Genomic DNA, 12,575 nt, shown 5'->3' with positions numbered 1-12,575 from the left:
GAACTCCCCGCGGGGCGCCGCACGGTGCAGCCCGCGCCCTGTCCCGGCGGCTCCATGAACCGCAGATATGGCTGACTCGAGGCTAAGCGCCCGCGAGTTCGGAGGCGTAGGGCGGTTCCGCGCCGGCCCTGGAGCAGGTGATCGCCGCGGCGTGGGCCGCGAAGCCCAGCAGTTCCGTCCAGCCGTCGGCGCCCAGGCTCACCACGGCGGCGGGGGAGAGGGCGTCGCGGGCGGCCAGGCCGTGCAGCAGGGCCGCGTTGACGGTGTCGCCGGCGCCGATCGTGTCCACGACGTTGACCCGCACCCCCGGCACGGAGTACTCCGCCCCGTCCCCGGTGTACGCCGTGATCCCGTCGCCGCCATGGGTGATCACCACGGCGGCGGGGCCGGAGGCGAGCCATTCCCGCGGGCTGCCGCCCAGCCACGCGGCGTCCTCGGCGGAGAGCTTGAGCAGTGAAACCGACGGCAGCCAGCTCTTGAAACGGGCGCGATAGGCGTCGGGGTCCGGGATCAGGCCTGCGCGGATGTTCGGGTCGAGGGCCGTGAACACACCCTGCGCCGCGGCGCTGCGCATCAGCTCCTCGTACGCGCTCGCCCCTGGTTCCAGGACCAGCGAGCAGGTACCGAACGACACGGCCCGCGTGCCCTCGGGAAGGCTCGCCGGTGCCGTGAAGAGCCGGTCGGCGGTGCCCTCGACGTAGAAGGAGTAGCTGGCCGAGCCGTGCTCGTCGATCGTGGCGGCCGCCAAGGTGGTCGGCTCGGTGCCGCGTTGTACGGCCGACACGTCCACGCCCGCCTGGCGCAGCCCGTCCAGCAGGGCCTCGCCGAAGGCGTCGTGGGAGGTACGGGAGCAGAAGGCGGTGGGGGACCCCAGCCGGCCGAGCGCGATGGCGGTGTTGTACGGGCCGCCGCCCAGCGCCGGCTGCAACGGTGCGAGCGCGCCCCGGCCCTGCGGGACCAGGTCGATCAGAGCCTCACCGGCGACGACGATCACGAGAGGGTTCCCTTCTGGAACGGAGTGTCGGGACAGCCGCACGACGTGCGGTGGACGAACGCACAGGGGAGCCGCACGGTGCGGGAGGGACGGTCCGGGGCCTCGAGCCGCTCCAGGAGGAGCCGCACGGCCCGGGCGCCGATTTCTCGGCTGGGCTGGGAGACAGCGGTCAGCCGGGGGGAGAACAGATCCGCCCAGGGGAAGTCGTCGAAGCAGGCGAGCGCCAGGTCTTCCGGTACGGACAGGCCTCGCGTGCGCAGGACGCGCAGCGCCCCGATGGTCATCGCGTTGTTGGCCGTGACCAGGGCGGTGGGCGGCGCCGCGAGCGTCAGCAGGGCGGCGGTGGCGCGCTCCGCGCCCTCGGCCGCGGAGTCGCCGTGCACCACCAACCGCTCGTCGTACGGCAGCCCGGCGGCCGCCAGGGCGCGCCGGTAACCGCTGATCCGCTCGGAGGTGGTGCTGAGGCCGGGCAGGCCCGCGACGAGGCCGATGCGCCGGTGGCCGCGCTGGACGAGGTGGGTGACGAGGTGGGCCATGGGTTCGGCGTTCTCGGCACAGACCTGGTCGAAGCGGAAGGCCGCGGCCGAGGACTTGCCCGGCTCGTCGGCGTCCTCGGCCCCAGTGACGTGCCCGGCCTTGGCGGCGCGCCCGGCAGCGGGGTCCTCCTGCGCGCCGTCCCCGGTGCTCGCGTTCTGCCGGTGCGTGACCGCGGGGTCGGGAATGCCGTCGACCAGGCGGTCAAGGAACACGGTCGGTAGGCCGTGCCGTCCCAGAAGGGCGAGGAGCTCGCGCGGGTCCGCCGAGGGCGCGACGATCAGGCCGTCGACGCGACGCTCGTGCAGCAGCTGGACCACCTTGCGCTCGTGCTCCGGGTCGTCGTGCGGATCGGCGATGAGCAGGCTGTAACCGTGTTCCAGGGCGGCGGCCTCCACGCCTTGGAGGATCTCCGTGAAGTACGGGTTGCTGATCGCCGACACGGCGAGCCCGATCGACCGGGTGCGCGAGGTCACCAGGGAACGGGCGAGGGTGTTCGGTGTGTAGCCCAGTTCGTCGATGGCGTGCAGCACGGCTTGGCGGGTGTGGGGCAGTACCGGGCGGGTGCCGTTCAGGACGTGCGAGACGGTGGCGACGGACACGCCCGCACTCCGTGCGACATCGGCCATGGTTGCCATCGGGTCCCCTCCTCGGCGTCTTCCCTCTCGAGCCGTCCGGCGGCGAACGTATCCCATTCGGCGGCTGACGTAAACGCTTGCGCAAGCGTTTACGTCAGCCGTGCACTCAGGACCCATCCGGGTGCGAGCTCGTCGCCTCGACTGGGTTGCGCTGCCGCCCCGGCGCTTCCGGTCTCCGTACGCCGGCCCTGCGACCCGGCCGAAAGCGGAATGATTCGTGCCGCTATCGTCGGTGTGCCCGCGCCGACCCGGCGGGGCCGACCTTGACCAGTGGAGATGCCATGCCCACCCGTCCCTCCGCGACCCGTCGCACCGTCCTGCGCGGGGCGGCGCTCACTCCGGTCGCCGGACTCGGCCTCGCGGCCTGTTCGGCGGCCGGCGAGGGCGGAACGGCGCCGGAAGCGACCCCGACCGCACCGGTCGCGCTGGGCTCCGAGAGTGAGGTTCCCAAGGGCGCCGCGAAGCTGTACCGGGACGAGAACGTGGTGGTGAGCCGTGCGGCGGACGGCTCCCTGAAGGCGTACAGCACGATCTGCACGCACGCCGGGTGCCCCATCAACAAACTCTCCGGGACGACGCTCGTCTGCCCCTGCCACGGGAGTGAGTTCGACGCACTCACCGGCGAAGTGGTGCAGGCCCCGGCCACCGAGCCGCTGCACGAGCTGCCCGTCCAGGTGAAGAACGGCAGGATCGTGGCGGGCCCGGCGGCCTGAGACGCTGCCCGGCCCGGGTCAGTCCCAGTCCCAGCAGATCCCCACGATCCCCGAGCGCACGCGCGGCTCCACCAGGTGCACCGAGTGGTGGAGCCCGCTCAGCCGCAGCTCCTGGCGGCCGCTGCGCGGAGCGGCCGCGGACTGCTGGGTGAACCGGTGGCAGCGCACCGGCAGCGCCGTCTCGTCGAAGCGCACCTGGAGCGCGTACTGCCCGCCCGGGACACGGAACCCGCGGACGTGTTCGCCGGAGGTGCCCGCGGTGCCGTCCTCGAAGGCGTAGCGGAAGAGAAACGTATCGCCGGAGTGGAGCCGCGTGTCGAAGAGCAGTTCGGCGACCAGCAGGCCCGTGTCGTGGTGCCGGCGCACACGTCCCGTGCGGCAGTTCTCGAGGGCGTGCACCGCGATGCGCTCGGGGGCGCACCCGGGATCGCCGTGGTGAACGGCGATGTAGCGGTCCACGCCGTCCCGGTGGGCGCGCACGATGTGGTGCGACTCGCGCGCCAGCAGTTCCCGGCGTGATCCTATGCGCACGCGGTCGTGGTGGCCGATGGTGAGCAGCCCGTCGTCGAGCGGCGCCTCCAGCTCGGCGAGGAGCTGTTCCAGGACGCCGGAGGCCTCCACCAGGGCTCGGTACGAACGGCTCGCGGGACGGTCGGGACCCGGCTGCTCGTCGGAGATGGCGAGCAACCGGATCAGGGACTCGTCCGGCAGCTGCAGGATCTCCTCCAGGGCGCGCACCGCGCGCAGGGACTCGGGCCGCTGGGGGCGGCGCGCACCCTGCTGCCAGTAGCTCAGGCTCGTCACTCCGACCCTGACCCCGTGCCGGGACAGGTGGTGCTGCACGCGCTGCAGCGGCAGTCCTCGGGCAGCGATCGCGGCGCGCAGTGCGACGTGGAAGGGGCCGCCGCGCAGAGCCGCCTCCAACTCCACCGGGACGACGTCCGCATGCTGTGTGCCGTGCCGCATACAGGGGGGCCTTTCTGTGAATGCGCGACGGCTGGTCAGACCGTACGCAGGGTGGTGCCGGGGCGCCCGGGGCGTGCGAGGCTCGTTCACAAGCGAACCTCTCCGTTCGCGGCCCGAAGTTTCCCCGCATTGAAGCGTGTTGACCAAGCCCCGACAACACCTGATGCCGGCCCCTGGCCGGGCGGTGTCCGGAACCCGCTCGGTGGGACGGGTACGAACCCCGCTCGTGGCACCGTGGGTGGCTGCGCGGCAGCGGAGGGTGTCCGACCGTGCGACCGGTGTTCCCGGCGACCCGGGCACCGCCCGCCGACGGCCGTGGGCAGCACCGGCGGGCCGCGGCGCGGACGGCCTCCGGTGGGGCGACCGTCCGCCGAGACATCCCGGTCGAGCCGGCCTCCGTCACCCCGGCCGCTGTCCACAGGGGCGCCGCGCTGTCGGCCCCCGCCAGTAGGGTGTGAGACATGGCCGACCCCTCCAGCTACCGCCCCAAGCCAGGAGAGATCCCGGACTCTCCCGGGGTCTACAGGTTCCGTGACGAGCACCGCCGGGTGATCTACGTCGGAAAGGCGAAAAGCCTGCGTCAGCGCCTGGCGAACTACTTCCAGGACCTGGCGAGCCTCCACCCGCGCACCCGCACCATGGTCACCACGGCCGCGTCCGTGGAGTGGACCGTGGTGTCCACGGAGGTCGAGGCCCTGCAGCTGGAGTACACCTGGATCAAGGAGTTCGACCCCCGGTTCAACGTCAAGTACCGCGACGACAAGAGCTACCCGTACCTCGCGGTGACGATGAACGAGGAGTTCCCGCGGGTGCAGGTGATGCGCGGCCAGAAGCGCAAGGGTGTGCGGTACTTCGGGCCGTACTCGCACGCCTGGGCGATCCGCGACACCGTGGACCTGCTGCTCCGCGTCTTCCCCGTACGTACCTGCTCGGCCGGCGTCTTCAAGAACGCGGCCCGAACCGGCCGCCCCTGCCTGCTCGGCTACATCGGCAAGTGCTCCGCGCCCTGTGTGGGCCGGATCTCCCCCGAGGACCACGGCGAACTGGCTGAGGAGTTCTGTGACTTCATGGCGGGCCGCACGGGGACGTACCTCCGTCGTCTGGAGAAGCAGATGATGGAGGCGGCCGAGGAAATGGAGTACGAGCGGGCCGCCAGACTGCGCGACGACATAGAGGCCCTGAAGAAGGCCATGGAGAAGAACGCGGTCGTGCTCACGGACGCGACCGACGCCGACCTCATCGCGGTCGCCGAGGACGAACTCGAAGCAGCTGTGCAGATCTTCCACGTGCGCGGTGGACGCGTGCGCGGCCAGCGCGGCTGGGTCACCGACAAGGTCGAGGAGATCACCACCGGCGCCCTCGTCGAGCACGCCCTCCAGCAGCTCTACGGCGACGAGACGGGCGACTCGGTGCCCAAGGAGGTCCTCGTCCCGGCGCTGCCCGACCCCATAGAGCCCGTCCAGGACTGGCTCACCGGCCGACGCGGGTCGAACGTGTCGCTGCGCATCCCCCAGCGCGGCGACAAGAAGGCGCTGATGGAAACCGTGCAGCGCAACGCCCAGCAGGCGCTCGCACTGCACAAGACCAAGCGCGCCTCCGACCTGACCACCCGCTCGCGCGCCCTGGAGGAGATCGCCGGCGCCCTCGACCTGGACAGCGCCCCCCTCAGGATCGAGTGCTACGACATCTCGCACCTGCAGGGCGAGGACGTCGTGGCCTCCATGGTCGTCTTCGAGGACGGGCTGCAGCGCAAGAGCGAGTACCGCCGCTTCCAGATCAAGGGCTTCGCGGGGCAGGACGACGTCCGGTCCATGCACGAGGTGATCACCCGCCGCTTCCGGCGCTACCTGGCCGAGAAGGAGAAGACGGGGGAGTGGGCGGACGGCGAGGTGCTCACCGAGGAAGACGGGCGACCCAAGCGGTTCGCCTACCCGCCGCAGCTCGTCGTCGTCGACGGCGGGCAGCCGCAGGTCGCCGCGGCCCGGCGGGCCCTGGACGAGCTCGGCATCGACGACATCGCCGTGTGCGGTCTCGCCAAGCGGCTGGAGGAGGTGTGGCTGCCGGACGAGGAGGACCCGGTGGTCCTGCCACGCACCAGCGAGGGTCTCTACCTGCTCCAGCGGGTCCGGGACGAGGCCCACCGCTTCGCGATCACCTACCAGCGCAGCAAGCGGACCAAGCGCCTCAGGGCGAGCCCCCTGGACGATGTGCCGGGCCTCGGCGAGACCCGCAAGCAGGCGCTGATCAAGCACTTCGGCTCGGTGAAGAGACTGCGTTCCGCGACGGTCGACCAGATTCAGGAGGTTCCCGGCATCGGCCGCAAGACGGCCGAGACCATCGCCGTGGCCCTCGCCCAGGCGGCCCCGGCCGCACCCGCCGTCAACACGGCGACTGGAGAGATCATGGAAGAGGAGGAACCCGTTACGACGGCCGGTTCCTCCGGGGAACCCGTGTCCACGGGCGCCCCGCACGAGCGACGGGGGCAGGAGACATGACCGAGCACGACCAGCACCCAGAAGAACGACCGGCGCTGAACCAGCCGGATCGCCCGGATCCCAGGGAGTCGGGCGCGGACCAGGGGCGGCAGCAGGCCGCCCAGGACAACGGAGCACAGGTGAGTACGGGCAGTGAAACGGCCGGGATCCCCGAGGCGGCCATCCCCGAGCTGGTGATCATCTCCGGCATGTCCGGCGCCGGCCGTTCGACGGCCGCCAAGTGTCTGGAGGACCTCGGCTGGTTCGTCGTCGACAACCTGCCGCCCGCCCTGATCCCCACCATGGTGGAGCTGGGCGCCCGCTCGCAGGGCAACGTCGCCCGGATCGCGGTCGTCGTCGACGTCCGAGGCCGCCGCTTCTTCGACAACCTCCGCGAGTCCCTGGCGGACCTGGAGGCGAAGAACGTCACCCGGAGGATCGTCTTCCTGGAGTCCTCCGACGAGGCCCTGGTGCGCCGTTTCGAGTCCGTGCGCCGTCCGCACCCCCTCCAGGGCGACGGCCGCATCGTCGACGGCATCGCCGCCGAGCGCGAGCTGCTGCGCGAGCTGCGTGGCGACGCCGACCTGGTGATAGACACCTCCAGCCTGAACGTGCATGAGCTGCGCGCCAAGATGGACGCCCAGTTCGCCGGGGAGGAGGAGCCCGAGCTGAGGGCCACCGTCATGTCCTTCGGCTTCAAGTACGGCCTGCCGGTGGACGCCGACCTCGTCGCCGACATGCGCTTCCTGCCCAACCCGCACTGGGTCCCGGAGCTGCGCCCCTACACCGGCCTCAACGAGGAGGTGGCCGCGTACGTCTTCAACCAGCCCGGCGCGAAGGAGTTCCTCGACCGCTACGCGGAGCTGCTGCGGCTGATCGCAGCCGGGTACCGCCGTGAGGGCAAGCGCTACGTGACCATCGCCATCGGCTGCACCGGCGGCAAGCACCGCTCCGTCGCCATGTCGGAGAAGCTGGCCGCCCGCCTGGCCGCCGAGGGAGTGGAGACCGTGGTCGTGCACCGGGACATGGGGCGCGAGTGACCGGACGTACTCCGCGGCTGAGCAGGCTGCGCCGAGTGGTGCCGGAGGGCCGTGGCGGCCGGGCGCGCCGCCGTGGTGCCCAGCCCAAGGTGGTCGCCCTCGGCGGCGGCATGGGCCTGTCCGCCTCGCTCGCCGCGCTGCGCCGGATCACCGGCGACCTCACCGCCGTCGTCACCGTCGCCGACGACGGCGGCTCCAGCGGGCGCCTGCGCGACGAGCTGGGCGTGCTCCCGCCCGGGGACCTGCGCAAGGCGCTGGCCGCGCTGTGCGGCGACGACGACTGGGGCCAGACCTGGGCCCGCGTCATCCAGCACCGCTTCCAGTCCAAGGGCGACCTGCACGACCACGCGGTCGGCAACCTGCTGATCGTGGCCCTGTGGGAGCAGCTCGGCGACCACGTCCAGGCCCTGGACCTGGTCGGCAGGCTGCTGGGTGCCCATGGCCGGGTGCTGCCCATGTCCGCCGTGCCGCTGGAGCTCCAGGCGCTGGTCAAGGGCCACGACCCGGAGCGCCCGGACGAGATCGACACCGTACGGGGGCAGGCGACCGTCGCGCTCACCCCGGGCGAGGTGCAGTCCGTGCACCTGGTGCCGAACGACCCGCCCGCCGTCCCGGAAGCCGTCGAAGCGGTCCTGGACGCCGACTGGGTGGTGCTCGGGCCCGGGTCCTGGTTCTCCTCGGTGATCCCGCATCTGCTCGTGCCCGAGCTCCTGGACGCCCTCGTCGAGACGAAGGCGCGCCGGGTCCTCTCCCTGAACCTCGCCCCGCAGCCCGGAGAGACCGAGGGCTTCTCCCCGCAGCGTCATTTGGAGGTTTTGGGACGACACGCCCCTAAACTCGCCCTGGATGTGGTGTTGGCCGACCAGGCCGCCGTGCTCGACCGCGCCTTGCTGACCGAGGCCGCCCAGCGGTTCGGTGCCGCGGTCGAGCTGGCCCCGGTGGCCCGGACCGACGGAACCCCGCGGCACGACCCGGAGCTGTTGGCCGCCGCGTACGACCGTATTTTTCGGATGCATGGAAGGATCGGCCCATGGCGATGACGGCAGCGGTGAAGGACGAGATCTCCCGGCTTCCCGTCACCCGGACCTGCTGCAGAAAAGCGGAGGTCTCGGCGATCCTGCGGTTCGCGGGCGGACTCCACCTGGTCAGCGGCCGCATCGTGATCGAGGCGGAGCTGGACACCGCGATGGCGGCCCGGCGGCTCAAGCGGGACATCCTGGAGATCTTCGGCCACAGCTCCGAGCTGATCGTGATGGCGCCCGGCGGTCTGCGCCGCGGCTCCCGCTACGTGGTGCGGGTGGTCGCGGGCGGTGACCAGCTCGCCCGTCAGACCGGCCTCGTCGACGGGCGGGGCCGCCCGATCCGCGGCCTGCCCCCGCAGGTGGTCTCCGGGGCCACGTGTGACGCGGAGGCGGCCTGGCGCGGCGCGTTCCTGGCGCACGGCTCGCTGACGGAGCCCGGCCGCTCGTCGTCCCTGGAAGTCACCTGCCCGGGCCCCGAGGCCGCGCTCGCCCTGGTGGGTGCCGCCCGGCGGCTGTCGATCGCCGCGAAGGCCCGCGAGGTGCGCGGCGTGGACCGGGTGGTCGTACGGGACGGCGACGCGATCGGCGCCCTGCTGACCCGCCTCGGCGCGCACGAGTCCGTGCTGGCCTGGGAGGAGCGGCGGATGCGTCGCGAGGTCCGTGCCACGGCCAACCGCCTCGCCAACTTCGACGACGCCAACCTGCGCCGCTCGGCCCGCGCCGCGGTCGCCGCGGGCGCACGGGTGGCGCGCGCTCTGGAGATCCTGGGCGACGAGGTTCCCGAGCACCTCGCGGCCGCGGGCCGGCTGCGCATGGAGCACAAGCAGGCATCGCTGGAGGAGTTGGGCGCCCTCGCCGACCCGCCGCTGACCAAGGACGCGGTCGCGGGCCGTATCCGCCGACTGCTGGCGATGGCCGACAAGCGCGCCGCGGACCTCGGCATCCCGGGCACGGAGTCCAATCTCACGGAGGAGATGGCGGACAACATGGTGGGGTGACCCCGCAGGCCCAACAGGCCGGTGACGACGACTGCTTGAGGCGCCGTCACCGGCCTTTGCCCGTCCTGGAGGCACCCTTGACTCGATCATGGATTGTCATGAGCCTGGCAGCTGATTCGCCGCTGTGGCGAACCATCGCTAGGGGGATCCATGAGACACAGAGCGAGATCGATCCTCGCTGTCGGCACACTCCTGCTCGGTGGAGCGGGCCTCGCACCCATAGCCCAGGCACAGAGCGGGACGACCTCCCGGCCGGACCCGGAGGAGGTCAGGGTCTTCCGCGCCGAGGTCACCGAGAAGCAGATACCCCTGCTGCTGGAGGCCGGCCAGGACGGCCACGAACTCGGCGAACAGGTGACCGGCAACCGCAGGAGCACCGTGGAGGTCTACCTCACCGAGAAGCAGGCCGGGAAGCTCAGGAAGCAGGGCGTCCGCCTCACCGAACACACGCTGTCGGCCAAGGCCGAGACGCGCGTCGAGAACGCGGCCCAGGGCGTGTTCCGCCCGTACAGCGGCAGCGGCGGTCTGAAGGAAGAGATCGTCAGAACGGGCCAGGCCCACCCCGGCCTCACCAAGGTCGTGTCCCTCGGCAGGACGATCAACGGCCAGGACATTCTCGCGCTCAAACTGACCAGGGGCGCGAGGAAGTCCAGGGACGGCTCCAAGCCCTCCGTGCTGTACATGTCCAACCAGCACGCACGCGAGTGGATCACTCCGGAGATGACCCGCCGGCTGATGCACTACTACCTGGACCACTACGCCACCGACAAGCGCATCAAGAAGATCGTCGACTCCACCGAACTGTGGTTCGTCCTCTCGGCCAACCCGGACGGCTACGACTACACGTTCAAGGACCCGGGCACCCGTCTGTGGCGCAAGAACCTGCGGGACGTCAACGGCGACGGCGTGATCGGCGTCGGCGACGGAGTCGACCTCAACCGCAACTTCGCCTACAAGTGGGGCTACGACGACGAGGGTTCGTCCCCCCTGCCCACCAGCGAGACCTACCGCGGCGCGAGCCCCCAGTCCGAGCCCGAGACCCGGGCGCTCGACAGCTTCGAGAAGCGCATCGGATTCAGGTACGGCATCAACTACCACTCCGCCGCCGAACTGCTCCTCTACGGCGTCGGCTGGCAGGTGGCGACCCCGACCCCCGACGACGTCCTCTACAAGGCGCTGGCCGGCACCCCGGACAAGCCCGCGATCCCCGGCTACCGCTCGCAGGTGTCCTCGGAGCTGTACACCACCAACGGCGAGGCGGACGGCCACGCGTCGAACGTCAATGGCATGGCGATGTTCACCCCCGAGATGTCCACCTGTCAGACCGCGTCCCGCATCGACCCGAACGATGCCTGGAACGCCGCCGACTGCGAGTCCGTCTTCAACTTCCCCGACGACGAGAAGCTGATCCAGCAGGAGTTCCAGAAGAACATCCCGTTCGCGCTCTCCGTCGCCGAGACCGCCTCCCACCCGGACCGGCCGTCCTCCTCGGTCGGCATCGACGCACCCGACTTCACCCCGTCGACGTTCTCCACCTCCTACGCGCGCGGCGCCGACCAGGAGGTCTCCGTCGTCGTCCGGAAGTCCGTACGCGACAAGGAGCTGAAGTACCGCGTCAACCAAGGCCGCGTCGAGAGCCGGACGCTCAGGCCCTGGAAGGGCGGCAAGACCTACGGCGGCGACGACAACCTCTACTTCGACGAGTACCGGGCCAAGGTCCGAGGCGGCCACCCGGGCGACAAGGTCGAGGTCTGGTTCACCGGTGAGTCCCGCGGTGGGCGGAAGACGGCCGGCAAGCACTTCACCTACACCGTGGCCGAGCGGCCCAAGGCAGACGTCCTCGTCGTCGCCGAGGAGGGCGCCAAGGCCACCCAGGCCCGGACCTACGTCGACGCCCTGAAGGCAGCGGGCCGCAAGGCGATCGTCTGGGACGTCGCCACCCAGGGCGCGCCCGACGCGCTCGGGGTGCTCCACCACTTCAAGGCGGTCGTCCACTACACGGGCGCGAGCGTCCCCGGCAACGCCACCCAGCTCCAGCTGCGCGCCTACCTCAACGAGGGCGGCAAGCTGATCGAGGCCGGGGAGCAGGCGGGCGGCACCGTCGACCTCGGCGACGGCAACCTCTCGGACGACTTCAGCCAGTACTACCTCGGCGCCTACTCGCGTACGGCGGCGCCGGGGGTCACCGGATTCGCCGGCTCCGGCAAGCTCGGCGGCTTCACCGCCGGACTCGGCGACGCGCCCGGCAACCCGCTGGACAAGGCCGGGGCGTACGGCGTCACCTCCGAGGAACTGCCCGCGGACAAGTACCCGCAGTTCGCCGGTGCGGGGGCGGGCCTGTTCACCGGGGCGGCCAACCCGTACCAGCCCTACGCGGGCTCGTACATGGCCGCGGCCGCCCACACCGACAACGCCTACAAGCGGCTCACGCGCACCGTCGACCTCACCAAGGTGACCGCGGCCGACGCGCCCGCCCTGCGCACCCGGCTGCTGTGGGACACCGAACCGGGCTACGACCACGCCGTGGTCGAGGTACACACCGCCGGAGCCGACGACTGGACCACGCTGCCGGAGGCCGGCGGCGCCACGAGCGACGCCGTGCCGGCGGACTGCGAGGCCGGGTTCCTGGTGGGCGAGCACCCCTGGCTCAAGCATTATCTGACCGTGGCGTCGGGCGGCTGCAGCGCGAAAGGCACCACCGGCGCGTGGCACAGCCTGACCGGCGCGTCCAACGGCTGGCAGCAGGTGAGCTTCGACCTGAGCGCGTACGCAGGGAAGACGGTCGAGGTCTCGCTGAGCTACATCACCGACCCGGGCACCGGCGGCCACGGCGTCCTCGCCGACGAGGCCTCGCTCGTCGTCGGCGGCACGGCCGTCGAGACGGAGGGCTTCGAGACGTCCCTCGGAGCCTGGCACGTGGCGGGGCCGCCCGCCGGCAGCCCGGCCGTCCTCAAGGACTGGGCGCGCACCGGAACCCTGTTCAGCACCTACGGAGCGGTCACCACGGACCGCACGGTGCTGCTCGGCTTCGGCCTGGAGCACCTGACCTCCGCGGCCGACCGGACGGCCCTGATCGGCAAGGCACTCAACGCGCTCGGCCTCTGACGGCCGGTTGTCAACGGCAGTTGGTCCCGTGTCACCGGAACGAGCGGCGGGGCCCTCATGTCCGGGCGGTCCGTACCCCTACTGGCGGGTA

At 71.5% G+C, this 12,575-nt stretch carries 9 protein-coding genes; 6 read left to right on the top strand and 3 right to left on the bottom strand.

Annotated elements, in window-relative coordinates; genetic code table 11:
• Window positions 1–82: 82 nt before the first annotated feature.
• Both SY2F82_RS35975 and SY2F82_RS35970 read right to left on the bottom strand, forming a co-directional pair.
• Complete coding sequence (locus SY2F82_RS35975; protein ID WP_200423303.1) at window positions 83–994, bottom strand: carbohydrate kinase; 912 nt, start codon at window positions 992–994, stop codon at window positions 83–85.
• Window positions 991–2,166 carry a LacI family DNA-binding transcriptional regulator gene (locus tag SY2F82_RS35970; RefSeq protein ID WP_200423302.1) on the bottom strand — a complete coding sequence of 392 codons (1,176 nt, stop codon included), beginning with the start codon at window positions 2,164–2,166 and terminating at the stop codon, window positions 991–993. The genes SY2F82_RS35975 and SY2F82_RS35970 overlap by 4 nt, the downstream gene beginning before the upstream one ends.
• Before the next feature lie 281 nt (window positions 2,167–2,447).
• On the opposite strand from SY2F82_RS35970, the gene SY2F82_RS35965 reads away from it, so the two are divergent.
• A complete protein-coding gene (locus SY2F82_RS35965; RefSeq protein WP_200423301.1) occupies window positions 2,448–2,879 on the top strand; it encodes a Rieske (2Fe-2S) protein in 432 nt (143 codons plus the stop codon).
• 18 nt (window positions 2,880–2,897) lie between these two features.
• Here SY2F82_RS35965 and SY2F82_RS35960 read toward each other — a convergent pair whose 3' ends face one another.
• Window positions 2,898–3,845 carry a hypothetical protein gene (locus SY2F82_RS35960; protein WP_200423300.1) on the bottom strand — a complete coding sequence of 316 codons (948 nt, stop codon included), beginning with the start codon at window positions 3,843–3,845 and terminating at the stop codon, window positions 2,898–2,900.
• Window positions 3,846–4,306: 461 nt separating this feature from the next.
• Between SY2F82_RS35960 and uvrC the strand changes: the two genes are divergently transcribed.
• From uvrC to SY2F82_RS35935, 5 genes are all read left to right on the top strand, one after another.
• The gene (uvrC, locus tag SY2F82_RS35955) at window positions 4,307–6,340 is read left to right on the top strand and encodes an excinuclease ABC subunit UvrC (RefSeq protein ID WP_200423299.1); all 2,034 of its coding nucleotides are present in this window, start codon (window positions 4,307–4,309) and stop codon (window positions 6,338–6,340) included.
• Window positions 6,337–7,359 carry an RNase adapter RapZ gene (rapZ, locus tag SY2F82_RS35950; RefSeq protein ID WP_200423298.1) on the top strand — a complete coding sequence of 341 codons (1,023 nt, stop codon included), beginning with the start codon at window positions 6,337–6,339 and terminating at the stop codon, window positions 7,357–7,359. Before uvrC ends, rapZ begins: the two co-directional genes overlap by 4 nt.
• Window positions 7,356–8,399 (top strand): uridine diphosphate-N-acetylglucosamine-binding protein YvcK, encoded by a 1,044-nt coding sequence (gene yvcK, locus SY2F82_RS35945; RefSeq protein ID WP_200423297.1) that lies wholly within the window; start codon window positions 7,356–7,358, stop codon window positions 8,397–8,399. The genes rapZ and yvcK overlap by 4 nt, the downstream gene beginning before the upstream one ends.
• Complete coding sequence (gene whiA, locus SY2F82_RS35940) at window positions 8,390–9,379, top strand: DNA-binding protein WhiA (RefSeq protein ID WP_103844738.1); 990 nt, start codon at window positions 8,390–8,392, stop codon at window positions 9,377–9,379. The genes yvcK and whiA overlap by 10 nt, the downstream gene beginning before the upstream one ends.
• Window positions 9,380–9,529: 150 nt before the next feature.
• Complete coding sequence (locus SY2F82_RS35935; RefSeq protein WP_200423296.1) at window positions 9,530–12,484, top strand: M14 family metallopeptidase; 2,955 nt, start codon at window positions 9,530–9,532, stop codon at window positions 12,482–12,484.
• The last annotated feature ends 91 nt before the right edge of the window (window positions 12,485–12,575 follow it).

Source organism: Streptomyces sp. Y2F8-2 (assembly GCF_014905555.1).
Taxonomy (GTDB): domain Bacteria; phylum Actinomycetota; class Actinomycetes; order Streptomycetales; family Streptomycetaceae; genus Streptomyces; species Streptomyces cynarae.
The sequence above is the reverse complement of the archived record's forward strand: the minus strand, read 5'-3'. Positions and strand labels throughout refer to the sequence as shown.